22 protein-coding genes are annotated in these 25,692 nt (G+C 65.0%); 1 reads left to right on the forward strand and 21 read right to left on the reverse strand.

The genetic code is table 11. The annotated features are described in order from the left end of the window. Positions 1 to 51 precede the first annotated feature (51 nt). A complete protein-coding gene (locus ACFJGT_RS01195; protein WP_377845016.1) occupies positions 52 to 1,431 on the reverse strand; it encodes a glycosyltransferase in 1,380 nt (459 codons plus the stop codon). After that, positions 1,428 to 2,762 carry an N-acetyl sugar amidotransferase gene (locus tag ACFJGT_RS01200; RefSeq protein ID WP_377845018.1) on the reverse strand — a complete coding sequence of 445 codons (1,335 nt, stop codon included), beginning with the start codon at positions 2,760 to 2,762 and terminating at the stop codon, positions 1,428 to 1,430. Before ACFJGT_RS01200 ends, ACFJGT_RS01195 begins: the two co-directional genes overlap by 4 nt. A 326-nt stretch (positions 2,763 to 3,088) precedes the next feature. Between ACFJGT_RS01200 and ACFJGT_RS01205 the strand changes: the two genes are divergently transcribed. Further along, on the forward strand, positions 3,089 to 4,150 hold the full coding sequence (locus tag ACFJGT_RS01205) for a glycosyltransferase (RefSeq protein WP_377845020.1): 1,062 nt from the start codon (positions 3,089 to 3,091) through the stop codon (positions 4,148 to 4,150). On the opposite strand, the gene ACFJGT_RS01210 is transcribed toward ACFJGT_RS01205, so the two are convergent. The 19 genes from ACFJGT_RS01210 to ACFJGT_RS01300 form a co-directional block, all read right to left on the reverse strand. After that, positions 4,137 to 4,940 carry a HisA/HisF-related TIM barrel protein gene (locus tag ACFJGT_RS01210; protein ID WP_377845023.1) on the reverse strand — a complete coding sequence of 268 codons (804 nt, stop codon included), beginning with the start codon at positions 4,938 to 4,940 and terminating at the stop codon, positions 4,137 to 4,139. The genes ACFJGT_RS01205 and ACFJGT_RS01210 overlap by 14 nt on opposite strands. Continuing rightward, positions 4,940 to 5,569, reverse strand: a complete 630-nt coding sequence (gene hisH / locus ACFJGT_RS01215; RefSeq protein ID WP_377845025.1) for an imidazole glycerol phosphate synthase subunit HisH — start codon at positions 5,567 to 5,569, stop codon at positions 4,940 to 4,942. Before hisH ends, ACFJGT_RS01210 begins: the two co-directional genes overlap by 1 nt. Beyond that, positions 5,566 to 7,515 (reverse strand): asparagine synthase (glutamine-hydrolyzing), encoded by a 1,950-nt coding sequence (gene asnB, locus ACFJGT_RS01220; RefSeq protein WP_377845028.1) that lies wholly within the window; start codon positions 7,513 to 7,515, stop codon positions 5,566 to 5,568. Before asnB (ACFJGT_RS01220) ends, hisH begins: the two co-directional genes overlap by 4 nt. A gap of 16 nt (positions 7,516 to 7,531) precedes the next feature. Continuing rightward, positions 7,532 to 8,428: a class I SAM-dependent methyltransferase gene (locus ACFJGT_RS01225; RefSeq protein ID WP_377845030.1), complete on the reverse strand. Its 897-nt coding sequence runs from the start codon at positions 8,426 to 8,428 to the stop codon at positions 7,532 to 7,534. Between the two features lie 16 nt (positions 8,429 to 8,444). Further along, entirely contained in the window at positions 8,445 to 9,857 is a 1,413-nt protein-coding gene (locus ACFJGT_RS01230) for an ABC transporter ATP-binding protein (protein WP_377845032.1), read from the reverse strand. Then, entirely contained in the window at positions 9,854 to 10,483 is a 630-nt protein-coding gene (locus ACFJGT_RS01235; protein ID WP_377845035.1) for a gamma-glutamyl-gamma-aminobutyrate hydrolase family protein, read from the reverse strand. The genes ACFJGT_RS01230 and ACFJGT_RS01235 overlap by 4 nt, the downstream gene beginning before the upstream one ends. A 3-nt stretch (positions 10,484 to 10,486) precedes the next feature. Next, positions 10,487 to 13,501: a PEP-utilizing enzyme gene (locus tag ACFJGT_RS01240; RefSeq protein ID WP_377845038.1), complete on the reverse strand. Its 3,015-nt coding sequence runs from the start codon at positions 13,499 to 13,501 to the stop codon at positions 10,487 to 10,489. Beyond that, positions 13,498 to 14,355, reverse strand: coding sequence for a hypothetical protein (locus ACFJGT_RS01245; protein WP_377845040.1), 858 nt, complete (start codon positions 14,353 to 14,355; stop codon positions 13,498 to 13,500). The genes ACFJGT_RS01240 and ACFJGT_RS01245 overlap by 4 nt, the downstream gene beginning before the upstream one ends. Continuing rightward, the gene (locus tag ACFJGT_RS01250) at positions 14,352 to 14,792 is read right to left on the reverse strand and encodes a hypothetical protein (RefSeq protein ID WP_377845042.1); all 441 of its coding nucleotides are present in this window, start codon (positions 14,790 to 14,792) and stop codon (positions 14,352 to 14,354) included. Before ACFJGT_RS01250 ends, ACFJGT_RS01245 begins: the two co-directional genes overlap by 4 nt. Further along, complete coding sequence (locus ACFJGT_RS01255) at positions 14,776 to 15,564, reverse strand: NTP transferase domain-containing protein (protein WP_377845044.1); 789 nt, start codon at positions 15,562 to 15,564, stop codon at positions 14,776 to 14,778. The genes ACFJGT_RS01250 and ACFJGT_RS01255 overlap by 17 nt, the downstream gene beginning before the upstream one ends. After that, positions 15,561 to 16,682 (reverse strand): CDP-glycerol glycerophosphotransferase family protein, encoded by a 1,122-nt coding sequence (locus ACFJGT_RS01260; RefSeq protein ID WP_377845046.1) that lies wholly within the window; start codon positions 16,680 to 16,682, stop codon positions 15,561 to 15,563. Before ACFJGT_RS01260 ends, ACFJGT_RS01255 begins: the two co-directional genes overlap by 4 nt. 12 nt (positions 16,683 to 16,694) lie before the next feature. After that, positions 16,695 to 17,510 carry a class I SAM-dependent methyltransferase gene (locus tag ACFJGT_RS01265; protein WP_377845049.1) on the reverse strand — a complete coding sequence of 272 codons (816 nt, stop codon included), beginning with the start codon at positions 17,508 to 17,510 and terminating at the stop codon, positions 16,695 to 16,697. Next, on the reverse strand, positions 17,507 to 18,847 hold the full coding sequence (locus ACFJGT_RS01270; protein WP_377845052.1) for an ABC transporter ATP-binding protein: 1,341 nt from the start codon (positions 18,845 to 18,847) through the stop codon (positions 17,507 to 17,509). Before ACFJGT_RS01270 ends, ACFJGT_RS01265 begins: the two co-directional genes overlap by 4 nt. Then, a complete protein-coding gene (locus ACFJGT_RS01275; protein WP_377845054.1) occupies positions 18,840 to 19,658 on the reverse strand; it encodes an ABC transporter permease in 819 nt (272 codons plus the stop codon). Before ACFJGT_RS01275 ends, ACFJGT_RS01270 begins: the two co-directional genes overlap by 8 nt. Before the next feature lie 12 nt (positions 19,659 to 19,670). Further along, entirely contained in the window at positions 19,671 to 21,560 is a 1,890-nt protein-coding gene (asnB, locus tag ACFJGT_RS01280) for an asparagine synthase (glutamine-hydrolyzing) (RefSeq protein WP_377845056.1), read from the reverse strand. 97 nt (positions 21,561 to 21,657) lie between these two features. Further along, positions 21,658 to 22,851, reverse strand: coding sequence for a glycosyltransferase (locus tag ACFJGT_RS01285; RefSeq protein ID WP_377845059.1), 1,194 nt, complete (start codon positions 22,849 to 22,851; stop codon positions 21,658 to 21,660). Next, positions 22,848 to 23,945, reverse strand: a complete 1,098-nt coding sequence (locus ACFJGT_RS01290; RefSeq protein ID WP_377845061.1) for a glycosyltransferase family 4 protein — start codon at positions 23,943 to 23,945, stop codon at positions 22,848 to 22,850. Before ACFJGT_RS01290 ends, ACFJGT_RS01285 begins: the two co-directional genes overlap by 4 nt. Then, positions 23,942 to 25,099, reverse strand: coding sequence for a DegT/DnrJ/EryC1/StrS family aminotransferase (locus ACFJGT_RS01295; RefSeq protein ID WP_377845063.1), 1,158 nt, complete (start codon positions 25,097 to 25,099; stop codon positions 23,942 to 23,944). Before ACFJGT_RS01295 ends, ACFJGT_RS01290 begins: the two co-directional genes overlap by 4 nt. After that, positions 25,099 to 25,683: an acyltransferase gene (locus ACFJGT_RS01300; protein ID WP_377845065.1), complete on the reverse strand. Its 585-nt coding sequence runs from the start codon at positions 25,681 to 25,683 to the stop codon at positions 25,099 to 25,101. The genes ACFJGT_RS01295 and ACFJGT_RS01300 overlap by 1 nt, the downstream gene beginning before the upstream one ends. Positions 25,684 to 25,692 lie beyond the last annotated feature (9 nt).

Genomic DNA, 25,692 nt, shown 5'->3' on the forward strand with positions numbered 1-25,692 from the left:
TGATGTCCCGGATTCGCCTAGCGGCCGCATGGCTGCCGGGATTCCGCGAACTCAGGATATCCCGTAGCCCTCGACGAAAACCTTCTGCTCGGCCTCCCAGCAAAGGCTCTCGGCAGCCCTCAGGGAGTTCCGCTTCATCTCCTCGATGTCACTGCGCGTCAGGCTGTTGATCGCATTGGCGACCGATTCAGCATCGAACGTTGCGACGAGCTGGCCGTTCTTATGCTCCCGGATGACTTTTGAAAGCTCCGGGACATCCATAACAACCAGTGCCAGGCCCGACATGATATATTCGAAGAATTTGTTCGGGAGCGTGTATTTTCGCTGATTGGAAAAGACGTCGAAGGCGAAATAGCCGATATCAGCCTGATTGGCCGATGCGATGAGTTCCGCGAACGGGACGGGAGGCGCGATCGTGAACCGGTGCGCCACGCCGAGCTGCTTCGCAAGGTCCAGCAAGTCCCGATCGTAGTTCGGGTCGGCAGGTCCGCGCATCGTCAGCCGGAATTCTTCGCGACACAGAACCAAAGCGCGCACGGCGACATCGAGATTGCGGGTCGGGGTGATCAGCCCGTGATAGACGATCTCGATCGTCTCGCCGCAAGGCCTGAACGGCATATGCTCGAAGAAGGGCGTCGATCTGACGACGATCGGGCGCTGCGCGAGCTCGTAATCTGCGGCCAGCAGGTCCGCGATCCCATCGCAGACTGTGCTGACGACATCTGCGGTCTTGAAATAGTGGCGTTGCAACGCATCGATATAGGGCCGGGTGACCGTCAGCCACTCATTCCGTGCATTACGGTCAGGGCTATTATCATAGTCATATTGCTGGAGCGCATACTCGTGACAATCGAGCCCAAGCCTCGCGCCGCGGCGCTTTGCGACGTCGTCCGCCAGGATATAGGTGAAGTAGTCATGCGCGATGACGAGGTCGCATGGCGGAATCTTCGCCAGCAGGTGCCTTTTCAGGTTCCGCGTCGCCTTGTCCCGATAGAAATGCTTCCGTGCCTCGCGCCATGACCATGGGCGATTTCTGGTGGAGGCGAGTGGCAACCTCGCGCGCAGCTTCGGCACGGCCTTCTTCGCATGGACGAGGAGAATGTCCGAGATGCGGCGAGCGGCGGCCAGGGGATCCGAGAGGATCATATGCCGGATCCTGCGGGTTTCCGGCGGCCTTACGCGGCCGGAGCTATCCGGCAGGAAGTTGAGATCGGCCTCGACGAAGTCCCAGGCATCGGGGGGCGGCTTGCCGCCGCTGTACCCGACCACGGTCACCAGCCAGCCCTTGTCCAGGAAGGCCCTAATCTGACGCAGAACCCGCGGTTCCTGGACTACGGATGTCAAAGAGATGATGCAGACCCGGCGGGGGCGAGCGTTTTGCGATGCGGCAAGAGGCGCGTCGGCAGGCTCGGGAGAGACTTGCTCCGTCATGCCCCACCGAGTTTGCGACGCAGCAGCCGCACAGCACCGCGTGCGCGCGGGACGAACCATCCCTTGAAGCTCGCGACTGGGCTCTGCACGGCCTTCGCCAGGCGGAGAGCCGGATAGTAGTACCGCGGCCGATACTTCGTATCGGTGTCGAAATCCCACAGTGAAACGGGCGGCTTCTGCAAGAGCTCTTCGTATTCCGTATCCGAGATGCCGAGCTTCTTCAGCACGAATTGCCGGTCGATCTTGGCCTGTTCCTCAGCGATAGGTGGCTTCTGGATCGCGGCGAGCGCTTCGTCGCGCGTCATGCGATGGTCGTTGATGAGGCAAGATAGGTGCGGCCGGCGCTTGTCGGCACCGAATTTCGTGAACAGGTACTGCGTCTGATAAAAGCGCGTATAGATCGACTCGTGGTGCTTGTCGCCATACGAAACCCAGCCGAGCTCGGATTTCATCAGTTCGAGAGCTTCGAATTTATTGTACTCGAAGTAATTCAACACATAGACCATCTCCATGTGCTTGATTGCCGGCCAGAGCACGGCGTAGTCGAAGAAGGTGTAGTGCGGATAGGTGCGAAGCGGGCCGGCTCCGAATTTTTCCCCGATGGTGCGGATGTAGCGCCAATCCGAATGCCCGTCGGACCAGGTGCGCGGAACCATCTGCTCCGTGGCGTAGTTCGAGCCGCCCATGATGAAGCGGACACCTTGCTCCATCGCTATCCGGTACAGCACGGCCGTGATCGCGTGATCGGTGGGAATTTCGCAATCGGGAACGCCCGAGCGGACGAAGGCGGCCTGCAGGCCGCGGAATTCCTCCCAGTTCAGCACCTCGGTGTAGAGATCGATGCCGAGCTTCGTGACGACGTTCTCGATGTTGCTGACGGCGATCTCCGTGTTCCAGCCATTGTCCAGATGGATCGCGAGCGGACGAAGCCCAAGCTTCTTCACCACGACATAGGCGACATAGGTCGAATCGACGCCACCGCTGAGACCGATGATGCAGTCGTATTTCTTGCCGCGGCCTTCGTCACGGATGCGCTGCGCGATCGCCTCCAGCTCGGCCCAGCCGTCCGGCCCGCGCTTCACGTATTGCTTGATCGTGGCATCATACGAGATGCAGTGGTTACAGACGCCGTTCCCGTCGAACGAGATCTCGGGATCCGACGTATCCATGATGCAGCGCGAGCAGATCTGATAGCGCGTCGAAGATTGCTCGCCCGGCCGCTGGCGTGGTGGCTGGTAATTCTCGCCGATCGAGCGGTTCACATGGTTCGCGAAAAATCGGTCGAGAGCGTTGATCGCTGTTTCGCGAACATAGGTCGACGTTTTCGTCACGGGAATTGTCCATACATCTGAGCGCGCTGTGCGCGTGACATGGCGGAGAAAATCGGCCATGTCAAAATTCCGGGTCTCCGAGCTTTATTCCGATTATGACCGAGCGTTCCATCTGCATCCTGTCTCTTTCCGCGATTGCGGATGATCCGCGCGTGAGGCGCCAGGGGGACGCTTTCGCGGATGCGGGCTGGCAGGTGACAGCCGTTGGATTGGACGGAGGCGCATCCCCGGCCCCTACCTGGCCCATATTGACGCCCGGTACGGCAGCCGGCGGAGCGCGGGGCCAGGGTAACGCCGCGTCTGCACGGCAGACCCATGCCCGGGCGATGTCCGAGCGTCTGCCCGGCGCCCTGCGCAGCATCGCGCGACCGCTCTGGCGCTTGGCTTTGCGTGTCACGCGGCTTCCGGAATATGCCAGGCTCGCGTCGTTTCGCGTGGCACCGAACGGGGCCACGGACTACTATCTGCGGCGTCCGCATATCGCTCCACTCTATTCCGCGGCTCGTGACGTTAAGGCGGCGGTCTATCTGGCCAACGATTGGCACATGTTGCCGGTCGCGATGGCGCTGGCGGAGCGGCATGGCGGTATCGTCGGATACGATACCCACGAATATGCACTCGAAGAATATGGCCATAGATTGGCCTGGAAGCTGACCCGGGTGCCGCTGGTCCGCGCCGTCGAGGGTGCCGGGCTGGCACGCGCCAGGGTCCGGACGGCAGTCTCTGCTGGAATCGGCGCAGACATCGCGCGCATCTACGGGCTGCCTGAGCCCCTGCAGGAGATCAGGAACGTGCCCGACCGGCATGATGTGCCGTTTCGCGCGGTCGGCAGCCGCTGCTCCATCCTGTTTCACGGCATCCTGGCGCCAAATCGCGGCATCGAGGAGTGCCTGGAAAGCGTCCCGCTCTGGCGGCCGGAATTTGAGTTCGTGCTGCGCGGCCCTGGTGAACGCAGCTATCTCGACCTCATCGAGCAGACGATCGACCGGCTGAAGATCCGAGACCGGGTGCGGCTGGACCCGCCCGTGCCCATGGTAGAGCTCGTCGCACGGGCCACGGAATCCGATATCGGGATCGTCACGCTGCCACCCAGCTCGAAGCACAATCTCTATGCGCTGCCGAACAAGTTCTTCGAATATGTGCAGGCGGGATTGGCGCTGATCGTGTCGGACCTGCCGGACATGAGAGCCCTGGTCGAGCGTCACGGCTTCGCGGTGCTGACCGAGAATCTGACGCCGGAGGCGATCGCAGCTGCGGTGAACGGTCTCGACGCCGCCAGGGTCGAGGCGTTGAAGCGTCGCAGCCTCGCGGCTGCTCAGGAGCTTAACTGGGATGTCGAGCGCTCGCGGCTGGTGAGTCTTTACGAGAGCGCCGTCAACCGAGCTTGAATACGGCGTCCAGCACGTTTTGCGTCGGGTAGGTAATCAGCACCGCCCGGTGTGTGCCCTGGAAAACGAACATGCTGCCTGCAGCCGCCGCGGCTGCGCCGGCCTCGACGGCCGCCCTGAAATCGTCAGGCTTGCCCGCCCCGCCGAGCGCGACCACGGGCACGTCGACCGCATCCGCGAGCGCCTTGATCAGCGGGAGATTGTAGCCTGCGAGCGAGCCTTCGCGCTTCATGTCCTGGATGATGATCTCGCCGGCGCCGCGGCGCACGCATTCCCGGGCGATCGCCAGCGGGTCCAGACCGGTCGCGCGCGTGCCGTTCTGTGTGAAGGCCTTGTAGCTTCCGAGCAGACTGCGCTTCGTGTCGATGCAGACCACCGTGCTGGAGGCACCGAGGAGGCCGGAGATCTCCTCGATCAGAGCGGGGTTCTCGACGGCTGCGGTATTGACGATCGCCTTCTCGACGCCGAGCGAGGCAAGCCGGGCGGCGTGCTCGACCGAGCGGATACCGCCGCCATAGCCGATCGGCATGAAGCTCTCGCTGACGATCTCCTCGATCAGGGTATAATCCGGTTCGCGGCGCTGGAGCGTCGCGCTCATGTCGAGCAGGACGAGCTCGTCGGCCCCCTTGTCGTTGAAGATCTTCACGGCCACGCGCGGATCGCCGACATAGCGCGGCGCCCGGAAACCCTGCGGCTTGTACAGAAGCCCGTCCTTGATCAGCAGGACCGGGATGACGCGCGGGCGCATCGGCGGGAGCTGAAGGGGTGGAAGCCCGGTCGGGTCCGACATCAGGGCCGCCATGCTGCAAAATTGGACAGGAGCTGCATGCCGTACCGATGGCTTTTTTCGGGGTGGAACTGAACACCGACGACCGTGCCGTTGGCGATGCCGGCATTGAAGCGGCAGCCACCATACGAGGATTCCAGCAGAACATCCTGGCGCGAGGCGCAATCGACCCAGTAGGAATGCACGAAATAGAAGCGCGGCATTTCCAGCCCCGCCAGAACCGGGTGCTCCTTGGCCGCCGCGACATGGTTCCACCCCATATGAGGGACCGTCGGCGGCTTCTGGCCGGCTTCACCGGGCTGCAGGCGGAACTTGATGCTGCTGGCCGCGATCAACCCGAGGCCCTCGCCAGGGCCCTCCTCACTGTCGTTGCCGAGCAACTGCATGCCCATGCAGATGCCCAGCAGCGGCGTGGCATCCTTCAGGACCTTGTCGCGGATCAGGGAACGCAGCCCCATCTGGGTGACATTGCCGGCGCAGCGGGAAAAGTTGCCGACGCCCGGCAGCAGCAGCTTGTCGGCTTTTGCGATGTCCTCGTGCTTGTCGGTCAAGGTGGCTGCGATGCCCAGGCGCCTGAACATGTTCAGGATCGAGCCGAGATTGCCCATCTTGTAGTCGATGATCGTAATCATGCGCAGGCAGCCTGCATGGGATCGCCGGCGGGCGCATTGTCGTTGTCTAGGCCGTCGCGCCAAGCTCCGTCGCGGCCGAGACGCAGCCACTCGCTCGCGCTGATCCACCGCCACAGGTACCACGAGGCGTCGGCTCCGGCCTGATGCTGCTGCCATGCGGTCTCGATCGCGCCGCGATCGTAGGTCGCCTGTTCCACGATGGGACCAGCGAACAAGAGCTCGTGGGCCCAATCCTTCAGCGCGCCGCGCAGCCATCGGTCCTGGGGAGCGGCAAAGCCGACCTTGTCGCCGCGCCACTGCACATCTCGAGGGATGATGCCATCCATCGCCTGGCGCAGCGGCCATTTCTGCCAGCCGTTCCGGATGAGGACCTCGTCAGGAAGATGGCTGCACCAGTCGACGAGCTCGTGGTCGAGGAACGGGAAGCGGGCCTCGATGCCGAATGCCATCGCATTGCGGTCCGACATGACGAGCTGGTTCGGCAGCATGTCGTGGAGCATGCCGTCGGCGAGATAGGCCCGGAAGAAGCGGCCGCCCGCCGGATCGGGCGTCCCGACGCGGCGTTCGAGCTGCGGCTCCAGCCGGGACGGCTTTCCGCGCGCCATGCGGGCCTTGTCGATGAAGCCGCGCTTGAGCATGTCGAGGATCGATCCAGCCGCATCGACGTTGAACCGGCGGCCCACATCGGCGTATTTCCGGGCCTCGCGAACCAGATGCTGGCGGTGCAGGTAGGTTTGCTTTGTCAGCTCGAACCACCTGCCGGTGTTCAGCCAGTCGATCTGCTTGACGCCGAAATAGAACTGATACCCGCCGAGCAGCTCGTCCGCGCCCTGACCGTCGATCATGACCGTCAGCCCGCTTTCGCGTGCGGCGCGATGCACGCACCATTCGAGATAGGCGGAAGCCGACAGGAACGGTATCTCCTGGTGCCAGTGCAGTGCACGGGATTCTTCCATCAGCCGCAGCGGATCCGGCTCGATCCCGAGGCCCGTGGCGCCGCAATGGCGCAGCACGCTATCGATATGTGCTCCTTCGCTCAGCGTTGGGTCGTCGCCGAACCGCGCCGAGATCGTGTGAAGTAGCTGGTCCTTTCGGGCGACCCCTTGTCCGGCCATGAGACCCACGAGCGACGACGAGTCGAGGCCACCCGACAGGCAGGCGCCGACCTGGACATCGGAGCGCAGGCGAAGTCTGACGCCGTGCGTCAGGCGCTCCCGGAACTCCGCGGCGGCATCCGCTGGGCTGATCGGGCGGACATCGCCGAAATCGGGAAGCCAGTATCGCCAGGAGCGGCGAATCCGGCCATCCGCGGAGACGACCATCGCATGCGCCGCCTCGAGCTGGTTGACGCCGCGAAACAGGGTGTCGGCGCTCGCATAATCCGCCCGCCCGCCGGTGAAGATGTTGAGGCGGTCGCGGTCGAGCTCGACCGCCACGCCCGGATGCGCGAACAGCGCCTTCATCTCCGAGCCGATAGCCAGGCCGCCGCCGGTGATCGCGGCATAATAGAGCGGCTTCTCGCCGTAGCGGTCGCGCGCGACGAAGGCTTCGTTGCGCCTGCCGTCCCAGATCACGAAGGCGAACTGGCCGTTGAGGCGCCGCAGGCAATCCTCGCCCCAGACCAGATAGGCCTGGACCAGCACTTCGGTGTCGGACTCGGTCCGGAACGTCGCTCCGGCAGCCCGCAGCTCCTCGCGCAGTTCGAGGTAGTTGAAGATCTCGCCGTTGAAGACGATCGCGATCCGGCCGTCGGCTGCCAGCATGGGCTGCGTCGCAGCATTCGACAGATCGATGATCGACAGCCGGCGATGGCCCAGCCCGACGGTGCCGTCGCCGACACGCTCCATCCAATGCCCGGCGCCGTCGGGACCGCGATGGACGAGGCGGTCCCGCATCCGGACGAGGGTGGATATATCCAGCGGTCCCGGAGTCAGGACCGCGACCAAGCCGCACATTCGCTTCTCACGCGTTAGGAAGTTTCCGGAAGATCATCGTCGATCTCCGTCTGTCTCGGGCGCGGAAAGCATAGCACGCTTTGCCGCTACGCTCTGCCGACACCAAACGCCGCATCGCCGGCTGCTCGTGCAGATACCGTGCCAGGGTCCAGTAGCGATTCAGATCGTGGTCATAGACATACAGGCTCGGATCCGTCTCGTCGGCACGGCTCTGCAGGACGTAGCCGGCCTTCGCGAAGGTGCGGATCACGCTTTCCGGCTGGCGCAGACGGAAATAGCTGAACTCGTCGAGCTGGACCCGCAGCATCACGCCGAGCGTCGGAATGACGCTGTGATTGACGATCACCAAGCCGTCGTCGGCGAGGATCTCGCGGGTGTCCTGCGCGAATTTCGCAAGATCCTGGCAGAACATGACCGCGGCGCGCGCCATCACGATATCGAATATCTTGGGGACTTCAGCCTGGATGCTGTGGCTGTTGAAATTGAAGAGATGCACATCGATGCCATGCGTGGCCTTCGCATAGTCGATGGTCGGCTGATTGATTTCCGTCAGGGTGACTTCGGCGCCGAGCTTGGCGATCTCCATCAGGAAATGTCCGTTGCCGCCGCTGATGTCGAGCACGCGCTTGCCATAGAAGGCGATCCGGTTCGGTTCGGCATGTTGGCGCAGGAAGTCGCCGGCTGTGCCGATCGAGTAGTCGATATGGTCCTGGTGGATGAAGTAATCATACATCGACGCCTCGTCCTCCTTCATCTTCTTCAGATGGGGGTCGGACAGGAACGTCAGGGAATACCGATCTTTCTGCTGCGGAAAGGCGTCGCCGCAGGCATGGCACAGGAACCAGCTCCGCTTGTAGGTGTTCAGTGAAAGCAGATCGTCCGACTGGCAGGAAGGGCAGATCACGGGCGGATCCCATCGTTCACTGGCGCGCCGCGAGGCGGGCGTCTTCCGGCGGCCGATCCGGGTAATGCCACATTCCGTTCATATGCACGAGAGGCGGATCGGAATCATTGCTCGGAGCGTAGTTCAGGCAGCCGAAGCGCGACCACAGATCGTAGTGCGCCGTGCTCGTGGGTGCCGTCGCATCGTCGATCGATAGCGAAAGCAGATAGTGCTGCGCGCCGAGCAACAAGCGATCGAGCACCATGCGGAAGGTAAACTCGGAGCCGGCCGGAAGATCGTCGAGCTTGATGAGCTCTCCTGCGGCAGACGCAAAGCGCTCACCGGACAGCGAGTATATCCGCAATTGCGGCGTGATCGCGAAGCTGCCACCCGTGGCGCTGGACAGGCGCACCGTCAATTCCAGTTCGTCGCCGACGACGAGGCCGGTCCTCCGTGCCGGAGACGCGCGCATCTCGATCTCGGCGATGCGCAGCCCCGGCTTGCCCGGATAGGACATGACCGTCCGCCCGGTTGCCCGCCTGACCGGGACGGCGGGGCCGTCCACTCGTTCCGCCGCACGAATGGCCTCGGCCACGAATTCGGTGTCGAGACTGGCCGGGAGCTCGAAAGGATCGGTCGCTTCCTCGATCCTGGCGGTCGCGCCGCCATGGGCTGCAGCGATGTCCTCCATTTCGGCCTGGTAGGCCGCAAGCACCGCCTCAGCAGGGCCGTCTCGATGGACGCGCCCCTCGCGCAGCCAGATGACGCGCTCGCAATATTGCAGGATCTGGGTGGCGTCGTGGGAAACGAGCAGGATCGTGCAGCCGCTGTCGACCAGCGCCCGCATGCGATGTGCGGATTTGACGGCGAAGTAGCCGTCGCCGGCACCCAATACCTCATCGATCACGAGGATGTCGGGCTGGATGGCCGTCGCCACCGCGAACTGGGTCCGTGCCTGCATGCCCAGCGAGTAGACGCCGAAGGGCTGGTTGATATGCAGGCCCAGCTCCGTGAAGGCCACGACGTCGTCGATGGCTGCCTTCAGGCGCTGCCTGGTCAGCCCGCTCTGGGACAGGGCAGCTTCGATGTTCTGGAAGCCGGTCAAGTCGGGATGGAACCCGCCCGCCACGCTCATGAGCGCCTGGACGGTCCCGTTCCTCTCGATCACGCCTTCACTTGGCGCGACGGCACCCGTTGCCAGCTTGAGCATCGTCGTCTTGCCGGAGCCGTTGCGCCCGACGATGCCGACCCGCTCGCCGCGGCGGATAGAGAGATTCAAGCCTCTGAGCGCGGAGAAGACCGGAATCTCAGGCCGCTTCCGAAAGGACAGGCGGCGCAGGCCGAGCTGGTCGACCGCGACCTGCAGCGGTGAAGCGTACATTCTGTAGAGCTTCGCGACGCCGGAGAACGACAGAGCCGCTTGCTCGGGAAGCAGGGAGAGGTCCGTCATGCGAGTGCGGCCTTCAACGGCTGCCCTGACAGGATGGCCTTGAGGATCGCCTGCTGGCGTTCCGGTTCGGCAATCGTCCTCTCGGGATGCCACATCAGGCATGTTATCGGGCGAGCGCTGTGTGACGCCGCCTCGACAGTATCGTCGCTCCCCCATAGCAACGGTTCAAGTTCGGACGCGAGATCCGCACGGCCGATGCCGAAATCGTGGAAGCTGTTGACAAGGAGCGACGCTCCGCTGGCGGTCGAGACCTTGTGGCTGGCTGCGACGTGCCCATTCACGGGCCGCACCCGCCCGCCCAGGCGCTGGTTGATCGCCTGCATGCCTCTGCAGATGCCGACGACGGAACGCCCGTGCCGCTCTGCCCAGGACAGCATTGTCCCTTCGAGCCTGTTGCGTTCAGCATCAGGCGCGCTTTCCGGTAGCGGGTCGCTGCCGCCAGTCAGGATCAGCGCATCGGGCTGAAGCCGGTCGAGCAAGGCAAGGGGATCCGTCGCGGAATTGGGCAATGCGATCATCTGGCAGCCGAGACGGCCTAGCAGCCGCCCCCATTCCTGGTCGAGGCAGTCCCGGCGCTCCTTGTAGCGCTGCTCCTCGCAGGTCCGTTGACTGAGCGCGACCAGCATCGATTACCTCAGAACCATGATGCGCCGCGCCGCGCAGTCGAGCTCGACGACCTCGGCTTTCGACAGCGCCTCCATCTTGACCTCGCCGACGCCGATCGCGGCGGGCAGCCCGAATTCGGCGGCGCGGATGGCCATGTGCGAGTTCGCTCCGCCATAGGTGGTGACGAAGCCCGCGAGCTTGCGCCCGAACAGCCAATCGTAGCCGGGATCGGCGTTCTCGATAAGCGCGATAGCACCGTTGAGCGCGTCGTCCTTCACCAGGCTGGCGACGGGAACCACACGCGCCGTCACCTTGCCCATCGTGACGAAATTCGGCTCGACCTCGGGCATGATGAAGGACTGGAAGTCGCGCGCCTCCGTCAGCAGCGGTGGCAGCCGCATCGATTGCACCAGCCGCACCCTGTCCCTGGCGGTGATGATCCGTCGCTGCAGGCGCTCGATATCCGGCCCGATCGATCCGGAGCCGATGTCGAGGATGTCGCTGATGCTGAGGTAGGCCGCATCGGAGCGCGCGATGCCGGAAGCCTCCGCCCAGGAGGCGATATCGTTCAAGGCGGCGCAGACGCTGCGGGAGAAGATGAACTTGGCTTCCTCCCGTCCTTCGATGGAACGCCGCAGAAAGCGGTCGATCTCGCCGATCTCCTGTGGGAGCGATGCCGCCTGCATGGCCTTCTGCCAGTTGCGGGCTTCTTCCGCCGACCAGGCGAAGGACGAATGCGAGGGCTCCTGCGCGTTGTCGACGATCGGACGCAGATATTCCTCCGGCGCCTCGCCATAGGATGGGGCACCGATGTCGTAGGTGCCTGGGCGGAGATGCCCGTAGCGGGCGACGAACGCATCCCAGGCGAGCGTGCCCTTGCGGACCTGCCAGGCATCCTCCGGAAGGCGGTGGCCCACCGTGCGGATGGAGCCGAGGAAATCGCTTATCCGGGTGGCCGAGATCAGGCCCGTCTCCACCGCCGTCTTGAGGAGCGACATCGCGACGAAGCCGCAGCGCGCGAGATGGGCGAAGAGCAGCGTCCCCGTCCGGCGGCAGACATGCAGGCTGGCCCGGAGCCGGCTGAACAGGGCGCCGTCTGCCGCCAGGAGATGCTCCTGCATCGCGGCATAGGCGGCGAGCCCGGTCCAGGCGCTTTCGGAGCGTACGAATGCGTGGCGGGTGATCGCGATCAAGGCCGCCCGGTAGTCGTCGATCTCGTCCTGTCCGAGGCCGGCATCCAGCAGCCGCTCCCGCCAGGAATCGAACGCGAAGTCGAAGCAGGTCAGGGTGATGCCGAATTCCAGCTTGTCGTGCAGATGCGGTTCCCGGCGCAGCCGTGCGATGCCCGCCTCGACGATCCGGCGGGCGACGGTCTCGGGAAGGGCGGCGGGGATGAAGCTGTTCAGGCTTGCGCGGACATCGACGTAAGGGTGACCCGCGAAAAGCCGGATGAGCGGCTGGTGCCGCAGGTCGCGATAGCCGAACTCGGCCCGCTGGACCGCCCAGGTCTCGTCGGTGATGAGATGGCGGTACAGGCTTTCGGCCAGGGGCGCCGGCGTGATCCCGATCAGCTCGGCCGGGTTCCAGTCGGGCATGATCCCGAAGACCGTGGCATCGCCGACGACACCGGGCATCGGTGCCTGGCTTTCGTCGAAGGCCTGCTGCGCGTAGGCGATCTCGCGGGCGATGAGCGCGTCCGTGTCGCCGGTCCGCTCCTGCTCCATGACGAGCGGACGCACCTGGAGGATATGGCAGACGTCGTCGGCGTCGATGGCGAACTCGACATCGAGCGTGTCCAGTTCGGTCAGGCGCTCGACTTCGTCGAGGGCCTCGACAAGGCCGGTGAGGGAGGGGTGGGCATCAGGCGGCAGCTCGGGCGAGCCCCGGTGCAGGTAGATGACGCTGCTTTCCCCGCGCATGCCGCTGGTCACGATATCGGTGCGGCTGCCCTCGGATGAATTGATGACCCGATAGGGTGCTCCCACGCCGAGCGTCCGCGTGAAGGCGACGCCGCTGCGCGCGACATTGCGGATCATCGGCTGGACGAGGACCTGATGATCGTCGCCGTCGTCATAAGAGCCGATCACGCGCGCGACGGCCGCGGCGAGGCTGGTTTCATCGAAGCCGACATTCAGCTCCGACTGGAACTTGCCCGCATTGCTTTCGTTGAAGCCGTCCTCGTTGCGGGCACTGGAACGGACGGCGAGGCTGCCGGGCGGCAATTCGGCCAGGACGCGTTCCGCGATCGCGCCCCGGTTTCGGCGCCAATCCGCGACCGAAAACGTCGCCTGCGGCGCGATACGGGCCTTGGTCACGACCTTCGCCAGCCGCGCCAGCGTCTCGGCCTTCGTGCCGAAGATGAAGCGGGCGAGGACGGTCTCGTCGTCCAGATCGGTCCAGTGACCGGACGCATCATGGAAGCTGAAGCTCTCGCCGCGTTCGCGCAGCGTCTCCAGCCAGGCGGCGAGATGCGCCCTGGGGTTCTTCGCCAGCGTGCTCGCCAGCGCATTGGCAGCGGCCTCGATGCGCGAAGCCGGTATCCTGACGAAGCCGACGACGTCGTACTCCGCCCTGTCGATCTCGGCCGCACGCCCGAATGCGGATGGCTGGCCGTCCGGGCCGAACAGGACGACCTCGCGGCTGGTACGGCGCGCCGTCCTGCGTGACGAATCCACGGCGAGCCCGATCCGCTCCGGCGAAGCGGCGCGGCTCAATGCCTCGACGAGATCCGGCCGGAACAGGATGTCGGCGTAGCTGATATAGACATCCTGGCCCGCGCCCAGCCCGGCTTCGGCGAGCGAGCGGATGCTGCCCGAACGTTCCCAATCCGGATTGACGGCATAGTGCAGCTGCGGGAACCGCTCCATGATGCCTGTCACGGCGTATCCGCCGACGAAATGAACGTCGTCGCCGAGCGGCGCCAGGGTCGAGAGCAGCCAGTCGAGCACGGTGCCGCGCCGGCTCACCGCCCTGAGGGAGCTATGGCTCTCGCCGTGAAAGGGCCGGCCGGCGCCGAGAATGATGACGCGCGGCTTCATGGTGCCCCATCGCTGAGAAGGCGCATCGCCTTGCGCTGCAGGCGGGCATGCATCCAGTAGAAATTCCGTCCGCTCTCTGGATCCTGCGGCGTGTTCGGCAGCGAGGCGAGGTCCCGGCCTCCGCAGGCATCGACGACATCGGCGAGAAGCTGGGCGCGCAGATGCGGGTCATAGGCGTAGAGCAGGGCCGAATAGACGACGTCCGGGCGCTGCTCGATCGCTTCCTTCAGGAACGGCATAACGGGCCGGTCGAACTCCCGGGTGCGGATGATCGAGCCGGTATCGATCCCGGGATTCATGTAGAAGCAGCTCATCCCCGGCTGCCCACGCGTCAGCAATGACCAGAACAGCCCGTCCGAGCCACGCACATGCGGCACCACGCCGGGGTGGATATGGATCATCCTGAAGTCCGGCCGGTCGAGCAGTGCGGGCGGAACCCTGCCGCCATTGGTGTAGAGCCAGACGGGGATGCCGGCCTTCATCAGCCGCTCGTGCAGATCCCGGTCGTCATAGTCCTCGGCGACGAAGGGCAGGACCTGTTCGGCATGTTCCGACCAGTCGAAGGCGCCGAAATAGTCGACAGGGTGCGGAACCACGGCCTGCATGGCCTCGCAGAGTGCCCGGAAACCGTCGTCGAAATGCCGTTCCGGCAACCTGCGCCGCTGCTTCAGGAATGGCGCGACGAGCCGGTCCAACTGTCCGCGCAGGCCTGGCCTCGGCAAGGTCGGGCCGACGAAATCGGTCAGCAGCACGAGTCGAACGCGGTAGCCGGCCGCCCTGAGATAGGTCAGGTAGGTGCGCGACGTCGAACAGAAGCGGTCCGCGACGATTCCGAGATCGACGGTCTGCATCATGCGGCTTCGCCGAGGGAGACGCGCAGCGCGCTCTCGAAGGCGGCGGGAAGGGTGATGGGCTTGTCGACGAGAATGCCGTCCTGCATTTTCATGGCGGTGTTCAGAAACTTCCAGTCGCCGCGTGCGAGGCCGACGAACATGAACAGGCAGGCGAGATAGGTCGACACGTCCACCCGCACCGGCCTGTCGTCAACGGGCTTGCCGAAGCCATCGATATAGGCAGCCCGAAGCCTGCGGCCAACCTCGACCTTCCGCGACAATTGTTCCAGCACGGCGGCGGCCGCATCGTCGGCCGTCAGCAGGGCGGGATCGAGGACGATCACCTCGGTCGCGGGCAATTCGGGCGACACGAGCGATGCCCGAACCGCTGCGAGCATCTCCCGCAGCGTCTTCAGGGTGTCGGCTGTGGCCGCAGGCCTTTCAGCGGCGATCGTCATAGAAGGCCAGCAATTCGCCGCTTTGCGCGAGGCCGTTATAGGCCTCGTAATCGGCCAGGCTGTCGATTTCCAGCCAGCCACGGTTGAAGAAGCCCGGACGCACCACGATGCCGGCATCGATCATCGCTTGCACGAAGGACGTCATGAACATGTTCGCCTTGTCCCGGCCGTCATGCGGGCCGACGGGGTCGAGCTTGTCGTAGAGATCGACGATACCGCGCTGGGCATCGGCCTTGATCTTTATCAGGCCGATATACTGGCCTTCAATGTCGTCGTAGCTCCGAGGCTTGCGGCCGAGCTCGACGAGTTGACCCGCGGGGCCGATCTTCAGCGTTTCGGCATCCGAGAGTGGGTCGTCCATGCGCAAGCCCCAAAGCTCGCGCCAGCCGCGATCGACAGCCACGGCGACGGGGGCATCGACGGCAAGCAGCGCGGCCAGGACCGTGCGCTGATAGACGATGTCGCCGTAGCAGATCAGGAGGTCGCGCGACCCGTCGAGGAGATGCCGGGCACAAAAGAGCGACGACACCATGTTGGTGCGCTCGTAATCCGGATTCAGGACTTTCTTGAGCCCCGGAAACGCGATCCGGTCCGCGAGATGGCCCGCGACGATCGAGATATCGTCAACGCCTTCCGCCGCGAGCGTCCGCAACTGGCGCGACAGCAGGCTCTCGCCGGCCAGGGGCGTGAGGCATTTCGGGGCGGTGTCGGTGAGGGGCCTCAGCCGCGAGCCGAAGCCGGCGGCGAGGATGACGGCACGCGGTGAGGTCATCGGAGGTCCTTCATCAAGGCGATCAGGCTGGCCGCGGCGCGATCGCCGACATGAGCTTGTTCATAAAGGAAATCGGGCACGGCTGCCGCAATGGCCTCCGGAGGGCGAGGCGCCTCGATCGCCGCGAGAATCGCTTGCAGCGTATCGCCGGGATTGCAGGCCGCGATGGCCCCGAGCCGCGCGCGCAGCGCGATCTCGACCGGTTCGGACGTAATCTCCTGCCAATCCGGGTTCAGCACCTTCTTAGGCAGGTCGACGAAGACCGTCGGTCGGTGCCGCAATGCGGCGTATTCGAAGGCGATGCCGGAATAATCGGTCACGAGGACATCCGCGGTCAGCATCGCGGTTTGAACGATATCGGTCGAGGTTTCCAACACGAAGCGGGGGTTGCCGGCCGCGGCTTCCAGCGTTGCGGTCAGCTCCGGCTCCTGCTTGAGGAAGAAGCTCGGGTGCGGTCGCAGCGTGACCTGCAGGCCTTCCGCCAGGAGCCCGGTCACGAGCTGCGGACCCATGCTGCGCAGAAGATTGGCCTCGCCCCAGGAGGGCGCCAGCAGCACATGCCGTTGCGGCTGCGGGATTCCCGCCTCCCTGAGCACATCGGCGAGTGGATCCATCTTTCCGTACCCGACATCCACGGACAGCCCCGGGGACAGGCGGTGGCGCGCACGGATCAGCTCCCACTCGCGGGCATGATGCGGCCCGGCCGCGAACAGCACGTCGTAGCCGTCGAATGCATCGACCGGATAGATCATGTGCAGGCTGACCAGCGAATGCGGCATGTGAACGAACCGCCGCAGCGAGGGCCCGAAGAACGACTTCGGAATGCCGCTCGACGCAGTGACGACCAGCCGCATCCGGAGCTTGTGCAGCTCTTCGATGGCTGCGGTCTCGATCAGCGGCACCTCAAGCGCGGCATAGCGCTCCCTGAGTGCTTGCGGCGCCGCGCCCGGCCCGCCCGACAGGACCAGCCGCAGCTTGAGCCCGCGGGCGAGGCAGGCCGCGATCGTGCTGCGGATCCAGATCTCGTCGATCCAGCTCGATGCGTAGAAATCGACATCGACGCCATGGCCCGGCCTTCCGAAGAAGCGGCGCATCGCTTGCAGGAGGCGGCGTTCCACGATCCGTGCCTGTCAGATCTTTCTCATCACGTAGAACTCGCGCAGGCCGGATTCCGTCTTCTTGAAGACGCCGTCCCACGAGAACAGGTCGCGCACGGTTTCCATCGCCGCGTAGAATTCGGCCTGGCCGGGGTCGGCCGCATGGGTTTCGAACAGGAGGAGACCGCCCGGCGCGAGATAGGAATGCATCCGCTGCATGTGATCGCGGATCGACACCCGGTAATTCTCGTCGTCGGTCCAGTGCGTCGCGAAGGACAGGACGACGGTGAACGGTTCCTTGGCGGTGTATTCCTGGATGCGGACGGCCTCCAGGGAAACGAGGCTGCCAACGTTCAGATGGTCCGCACAGAGCCGGCCGATCTCGATCATGTAGGGGTTGATGTCGATGCCGTGGGCTCGGCACCCGGTCCGATAGGCCGCCATCAGCGCGATGAAACCGCAGGAGCAGCCGATGTCGAGGATGTTGTCCTTCTCGCTGATGAACTTCCTCAGCTCGTATTCGTCGAAGCGCGGATCGGCGAGCCGGTCTCCGAACACGTTCAGAAGCCCGAGGCCTTGATAGGGATAGCCGTTGAAATAGGTATAGCTCTTGTACTCCTGCGCTTGCCGGCGGAGCGTGTCGTTGATCGCGGCGTTGAGGTCGCGCAGGCGCACGACGGGATCACGGTCGTTCAGTCCACGATCATCCGCATAGATCGCGTTCATGAGCTCGCGGCTCAGGGCGACCATCTTGACGCCGAAATCGTTCAGGCGCGACGCGAGCTTGAGCGCCAGAGGCCAGCGGCGCTGGTCTGCTGAAAAATAGCGGCGGACGAAAACCGGGATCATGGTGCTTCTTGAACCTTAATGTCGTGCGGGTCGAACGAGAGAGACCTGCAGGGATGCCGTATCAGAAAATCGTCATCGCCGCCCGGGGGCACCACCTCGAAATCGAGCGCATGCGCCAGCACGTCGTAGCGGGCCTCCTGGCCTGCGGCCGAGCCGTGCTTGTCGACATCGTAGACCGAAAACGACACGAAATAGCGGCCGCGAGTCAGGACCTGCGCCGGTGTTTCGAAGCGGATGCTGCGACGCTCGCCTGCCGCCAGCGCGAAGCGGTCGATGTCGTTCTCGATCCTGCCCACCCGCCGTCCGGCCGCGGTCCAGAGCGTGATCACATAGCGGCAGATATAGTCTCCGCCTTCTTCCGCTACGATCGAGAGCCCGACCTTCAGCGACTCGCCGGGCCGGAACTTGTCCGTCGGCCCCAGCGCGTTCTCCAGGCTCAGGCTGTCGATCTTGACCCCCTTCTTGCCCGGCCAGCGGTAGACGTCGCGGCCGTCGCCGAGCCGTGTCTTCATCTCGTCGGACGTCGCCGGAGGTTCAAAGCGCGACTGCGGATCCTCGCTGCTGATGCCCAGCCGCGACAGCCGCTCCAGATAGACCTCGTAGGCGTCGATCACTTCGAGCGCCGGCCCGTCCATGACGAGGCGCCCACGATCCAGCCAGATCACGCGATCGCAGAATTCGAGGATCTGCTGCATCGAATGCGACACGATCAGCATCGTGGCACCGCGCTCGACGAAGCCCTTCATCCGGGCGGCGGATTTATGCGTGAAATAGACGTCGCCCGCCCCGAGGATCTCGTCGATGATCAGGATATCGGGGTCGACCGCCGTGGCCACGGCGAATTGCAGCCGCGAGCCCATGCCCAGCGAATAGGTCTTGAGCGGCTGGTCGAGATGGTCTCCCAGCTCGCAGAAATCGATGATCTCGTCGACGACGCGGAGCATCTCGCTCTCCGGCAGCCGGTTATAGGCGAGCGCGGCGTGGATGTTCTCCCGCCCCGTCATCTCGTTCGAGAAGCCGATCCCGGTCTGCATGAGGCTGTGGACGGTTCCGTTCCGCTCGATCGTGCCGCGGCTCGGCTTGAAATTGTCTGTGACGAGTTTCAGGAGGCTCGTCTTGCCGGCGCCGTTGCGGCCGATGATGCCGACACGCTCCCCCTTGCTGACCGAGAAGCTGATATCGGCGAGAGCGTCGAAGGAGGGGAACCGCGGCCGCAGCGCACGCGGCAGCAGCCGATAGAAGCCGAATGCGTCCAGCGCCCGCTGCCCCGGCGTCTCGTAGAGCGGGAACGTCTTGCCGACATTCGAGAAGCGCAAGGCAGGGCTTGCGTCAGGCATAGTCGTAGAACGCCAGCTTGGCGCGCTGGAACAGCCAGAAACCGCCTGAGAACGACAGGATCGACGAGAGGACCATGGCCGTCGCGAGCTTCCCCGTCGGAAGGGCGCCGCGCACGAGGATCTCCTGATAGGACAGGACGAAATAGGCCAGCGGATTGAGATAGGTGAGCAGCGCCAGCCGCGGCGGGACCATTTCCAGCACGTAGCCGATCGGCGTCACGATGAGCAGGATGATCACGAGATACTGGATGAGATGCTGGATGTCCCTCAGCACGAGGGTCACCAGCGCCAGCACCCAGACGATGCCGCAGGTGAACATGAACTGGAGCAGCATGACGACCGGGAGAGCGAGGACGCTGGTGCCGGCCGAGCCGTAGAGAATCGCGCCCAGAGCGATCACCAGCCCTCCGACCAGAAGGGGCGGAAGCGTGACGATCACCGCCCTGACCGGGAGAAGTTCCGGCGGGAAGACGGTGCTGGTTAGCATCTGCTTGTTGCGGATCACGGAGACCGAGCCACCGGCCAGCGCGCCCGCGAAGGAGAGAAAGGCGATCAGCCCCGCGGAGACATGGGCGATGTAATCAGCCGTGGTCAGTCCGGGGACGCGGACCTGGAAGATATAGGCGTAGGTCAGCGTGTAGATGGCGAGCAGCAAAAGCGGCGCCAGGATCACCCATGCGAGCCCGAGCACCGATCCCGCATACATCATGCGCAGCTCGATCAGCGACGTCGTGGTCAGGATCGACCGGTGCTGGAAGACCAGCTGCCACGGCGCCAGCAGGAAATCTCCGATCTTACGGGCGAGATTCATGAATCTGCGCCTTCAAGCCGCAACGCCGAAGCGCCGGCCCCAGCGCCCGAAACAGATGATGCGCCAGAGAGCGAAGGAGAACGGCACCCGGCCGTCGAGCATGTCGCGTGCGTAGCGCCGGACCTGGTCCGCATCGAAGATCGACGGATAGGCCTCGACCGTCTCGTCGGCCGCAGCGAGGATGCGCTCGCGCAAGGGGCCCTTGAACCAGACCTCTTCGGGGGTCGGGAAGCCGAGCTTGTCCTGCCGATTGGTGACCTTCGCGGGCAGGATCGGCTCCATCGCGCGACGCAGGATCGCCTTGGTCTCGCCGTCGACGAGCTTGTGCGCCTCGCCGAGACCGATGGTCAGCTCCGCCAGCCGGTAGTCGAGGAACGGCACGCGCGCCTCGATCGCATGGGCCATCGAATTGCGATCCTCGAAATGCAAGAGCATCGGGACGCTCGTCGTGGTCAATTGATGGGCGCAGAGCGCGCCGAGCGGTGAGGCGTCGGCAGTCCTGGGCACGCGCAGCGAGCCCAGAAGATCGCCCTCGTTCGCTGCGGCGAAGCCGGTATTGAGCCAGGCCGGCGCGGGCGAGCGGCCTGTCAGCCTCAGGATCGGCGTGAACCACCCGCGCGGCAGCAGGCTGGCGAGTACAAGCCCGGTCAGCCGTTCCATCGAGGTGCCGTGCCGGCGGCGGATGGCCTTGATCTCGTTCACGAAGCGCTGAAGGCGCAGCTTCTTCAGATGGCCCGCGAGGGCGGCGCCGAACATCGGGTGATAGCCCGCGAGCTGCTCGTCGGCCCCCTGGCCGTCGAGCATCACTGTCACGCCGGCCTTGTGCGCCTCGGCGAATACGGACCATTGGGCGAAGATCGAGGTCGAGCCGAAGGGTTCGTCCTGGTGCCAGATCATGTCATCGACCGCCGACCACAGGTCTTCGGCGCTCGGCGAGACGACATGGCTGGTCGTGCCGCACTGCTCGTTGACCGCCTTGGCATAGGTCCATTCGTCGAGGCCGGGCGTATCGAAGGCGCAGGTGAAGCTGTGCTGCCGCGCATTTGGATCGTCCGCGATGAGCTCGCTCATCAGGCAGACGATCGTCGATGAATCGAGACCGCCCGACAGGCAGGTCCCGACCGGAACGTCAGCCCTGAGGCGCAGGCGCACGGAGTCGCGCATGAGGTCGAGGAAACGGGCCGAAGCCTCCTCCATCGTCAGCGCGAGCGAGTCCGGCCTCGGCAGTTCGTACCAGCGGCGGGCGGCGGGAACGTTGCCAGGCCGCCAGGTGGCGAGGTCGATCGAGAGATACTCCCCGCCGCGCAGTTGCTGGACGCCGGAGAACATCGTCTCCCGGCGATGGTCGAACACGCCGGAGACGAGGAAGTCCCAGGCGCCGCGTTCGTCGCGTCGGGCCTGGAAACCTTCGACCGCGGTGAATTGCTTGATCTCGGAGGCGAAGGCGACGCCCTTGGGGGAAGCCCAGTAATACAGGGGCTTCACGCCGAAGCGGTCGCGCGCGATGAACAGCCGTTGCGCCTGCTTGTCGAAGAGCACGAAGGCGAACATGCCGTTGAAGCGGGAGAGGCAGGCCTCTCCCCATTGGGCATAGGCCGCGAGCAGGACTTCCGTATCGGTCTTCGTCCGGATGCTCCGCCCCAGCGCGGTCAGTTCGTCGCGCAATTCGCGGTAGTTGTAGATCTCGCCGTTGAAGACGATGACGTATCGGTCATCGTAGTTCATCGGCTGGAGGCCGCTGGCGTCAGGGGCGATGATGGCAAGGCGGCGATGCCCGAGCGCGAGCGGGCCAGCCTGCGTCGCGATCTCTTCCCATCCGTCGCCGTCAGGGCCTCGATGTGCCACGATGTCGATCGCCCGCTTGTCGGGAGACAGGCCAAGCGAGGCCCAGATTCCGCACATCGTCCTGTTCCGCTTGCTTTTCGCCGCCGCAGCGACGAAGGCGCCGCGCAGTCGGCAGCTTCTATACGCTGCGTCGGCGCTCTTCAAGCGAAGCCGGCTAGGCCGTCAGCGCGTCCGCGATCTCCATCATGCGCCGCTCTTCGTGCTCCCAGCTCAATTCTCGCGCGGCGGCGAGCGCGCGGCGCTTGTGCTCCTCCACGGTGGATCGGTCCAGTCCGTTGATGACCGCGGCGATATCGATCGCCGACAGGCCAGCGATCAGGCGGCCCTGGCCGTAGCGTGCGATCACGGCGGCCATTTCCGGAAGATCCGAGACGCAGACGCAAAGCCCCGCCATCGTGTATTCGAACAGCTTGTTGGGCAGGACGTAGCGGTTCTGGTGGGAGTGCGGCGAGAGCACGAAGATGCCGACGTCGTGCGTTGAGGCGGCTCGAACCAGGTCGGTGAACGGCACGGGCGGATCGAAATGGACCCGCTGCGCCACGCCGCCGGCCTGGGCAAGGCGGCGAAGCTCGGCGATATAGGCGTCGCTGCCAGGCCCGCGGATCGTCAGCTCGAACGCGCTGCGCCAGAGCGCGACGGAGCCGATCAGGGCCTCCAGCCCGCGGTTCGGCATCACCAGGCCGTGGTAGAGCACCTTGATCCGGTCGCCGCACGGCCGGAAAGCCATCTCCTCGTAGCGGGGCACGTTGCGGACCACGACCGGGCGGCGCACCAGTCCGTAGACGGCCGCCAGCCTGTCCGCGATGCCGTCGGAAACGCAGGTGATCTCCGCGGCCCGGGCAATCCCGGCGGCCTCGATCTTGCGGACCAGCGGGCGCATGAATGTCCGCCACTTCCAGTTCTCCGGAAACTCGTCCGAGGCGAATTCATGCGTGTCGTAGATGAAGGGAGTGCGGTCCCTCTCGGCCAGCCGCGTCACGAGAGGCAGCATGGTCCAGTCGTTCGCCAGCCAGAGATCGGGGTGGTGGGGTTCGGCCAGTTCGAGGATGGCCCGGTAGTTTTCCGGAAGGCTCCAGAAGACGGTCTCCGGCGCCCATGGTTGCACCTGCAGGCGGCCGAGGCGAACAAGTCGCCGCAGCCGACTTCTGAATGAACGGTCGTGGGACGGCAGATGTGCTTCCAGTAATTCGCCTGCCGGCGGCGCGGCACGCCCTCCCTTCGCGCCAAAGGCGACGACACGCCAGCCGGCCTTGGTGAAAGCCTCGATCTGCCGGCGAACCCGCGGGTCGTCGGCAATGGCCGTGTGGGTCAGGATGCCGACCGAGCGGCGGGGGGGCTCGGTTTTCATCGCGCGCCCTCGATCTGCGCGAGAACGGTGTCGATCGCGGTTGCTCGCGCCGTCCATGAATGGTGAGCGAGCGCTTCGCTCGCGCCGCGTTCGCCCATCGCGGCGGCTGCGGATGGATCAGCGGCCAGGCGCGCGACCGCTTCCGCCAGCGCTGCCGGGTCTTGCGGGGGAATGACCAGCCCGCAATTGGTGGAGCGCACCAGCTCCGCCTGTCCCTTCAGGTCGCTTGCTATGACGGCGACGCCGCAGGCCATCGACTCGAACAGCTTGAGCGGCATGACGCCATAATCGGAACGCCCCTCGGGATTCTCGATCGTCACGAGGCTGGCCAGAGCCCCCCGGTAAAGCGCCGGAAGAGCGTCTTGCTCCTGCCGGCCGAGATAGGTCAGGCGGTCCGACCGGGCGGCCTTCACGGCGGGAGCTTCGACGCCGTCGCCGGCGATGACAAGGCGGACGCCGTCGGGCCATGACGGATGATCGATCGCAGCGAGCATCGTCTGAATGCCGTGCCAGCGCACCAGCCCGCCGACGAAGACGACATAGGGACGATCGAAGGAAGCTTTCGGACCCTGTGGATTGAAAAGCGCGGTATCGGCCGCATTCGTCACGACCGAAACCCGGCCATGCCCGGCCTGAGCGCTCGCCCATAGGGCGAGCGCTTCCGTCACCGCGAAGAGGTGATCCGCCTTCTTGTGCTGAATGCGATCGAGCCAGGCGAAAACCGGATAGAGCCGCCGCAGCGCCGGATAGGTGACGACGATATCGCGCGTGGTGCCGTTGATCTCGTGGACGACGATCTTGCCGAGAAGCCGCAGGATGAGCGCCGCCGGGGCCGCCATGCAGTGTCCTCTCACGAAGACGACGCGGTAATGCGCGGCCTTCATCAGCAAGGAGGCCTGTGCGGCGAGTTGCGACAGCAGGCGCACCGGGAAAGAGGCGCGGCCGGAGGCTCCGCTCTTCGCGGCGGTGAAGAGGGTGACGTCCCAGCCGAGCGCTCTCAGCTCGCCGATGATGGCGTGGACATGCGTATGCGCAGCCTGGCCGGGCCTCGGGTTTTCCAGCGCCAGATAAGCAAGACGCTTCTGCCGGCTCATGCCACCGCGGCCGCCGGCGCGGCCAGAGCCTCCAGGACCTGCGCGATGATGTAGTCCTGCGTCTCTTCGTCGAGATAGGGATGCATCGGCAGGGCGACGACCTCCTGCGCGACGCGCTCGGAGATCGGCAGGCCGTTTCCGGCGACGGGATAGTGCTTGTAGGCGGTCTGCTGGTGCAGCGGCTTCGGATAGTAGACCGTGGTCGGCACGCCCTTGGCCTTCAGCGCCGCCTGGAAGGCGTCACGGCGATCGGCGGCGACGCGGATCGTGTACTGGGCCCAGGTCGAGACGCAATCCGCCATGACATGGGGCGTCACCACGACGTCCTTGAGCGCGGCGGTATAGCGCTGCGCCACGACCTGCCGCTTCTCGATCTCCTCGGCATAGACCTTGAGCTTCTCGATCAGCACTGCCGCCTGGATGGTGTCGAGCCGCGAGTTCACGCCGACGCGAACATTGTCGTATTTGTACGAGCCCTTGCCATGGAAGCGCAGCGACATCAGCAGCGCGGCATGCTCGTCATTATCGGTGAGAATAGCGCCGCCATCGCCATAGCAACCCAGCGGCTTGGCCGGGAAAAAGCTCGTGGTCGCGAAATCGCCGATCGCGCCGGCGACGCGGCCCTTGTAGCGCGCGCCATAGCCCTGCGCCGAATCCGAGATCAGGACGAGGCCGTTCTGCTTGCAGAAGGCTTCGATCGGCTCGTAGTCGCAGGCTTGACCGAAGAGATCGACGCTGATCAGGGCGCGCGGGTTGAGCTTGTGCTGCTTCGCGGTTTCGAGCGCAGCGCCGAGGCTCTTCGGGTCGATATTGTAGGTCGCTTCGTCGATCTCGGCGAAGACCGGCGTCGCGCCCATCCAGGCGACGACCTCGGCCGTCGCGGCGAAGGTGAAGCTCGGGCAGATCACGGCATCGCCGGGGCCGATGCCGAGCGCTTCGAGCACCAGGATCAGCGCGTCCGTGCCGTTGGCGACGCCGATCGCGTGCTTCGCGCCGCAGAAGGCGGCGAGCCCGGCCTCGAACTCCTGGACCTGCTGGCCGAGAATGTAGTTGCCGTCATGGACGACCTTGAGGATCGCCTCGTCCATGGCCTTGCCGATATGCTGGCGCTGGGCCTTGAGGTCGATGAACTCGATCGCGGGACGCTCGCTCATCAGGCCATCTCCTCAAGCTGCTCCGGGCTGGTCTCCCGATAGCGCGTTCCAGTCAGCGGGCAGGTCAGATCAGGCCCGAGCCGCTCGCCGGCCTTGCTCATCCAGCCGATCCGGCGTGCCGGAACCCCGGCCATCAGAGCATAGTCCGGCACGTCCCTGGTCACCACCGCACCGGCAGCAATGAAGCAATACGCGCCGAGCGTGTGTCCGCAGACGATGGTCGCATTGGCGCCGATGCTCGCGCCCTGCTTGACCAGCGTACGGCGGAACTCGGCCTTGCGGTTCATGAAGGCGCGGGGATTGTTGACGTTGGTGAAGACGCAGGACGGGCCGCAGAACACGTCCGCTTCCAGCTCGACGCCGTCATAGAGCGCGACATTGTTCTGGATCTTGCAGCCGTCGCCGATCGTGACGCGCGGCCCGGCCATCACATTCTGGCCGAGCACGCAATCCTTGCCGATCGTGGTCTGGCCCAGCACATGCACGAAATGCCAGATCCTGGTGCCGGCGCCGAGCGTCGCGCCCTCGTCGACATAGGCGCTCTCATGGACGAGCGCGCCGGGAAAGCGCGGATCTTCCCGCATCTGCGACGC

Source organism: Allobosea sp. UC22_33 (genome assembly GCF_042700715.1).
GTDB lineage: Bacteria > Pseudomonadota > Alphaproteobacteria > Rhizobiales > Beijerinckiaceae > Allobosea.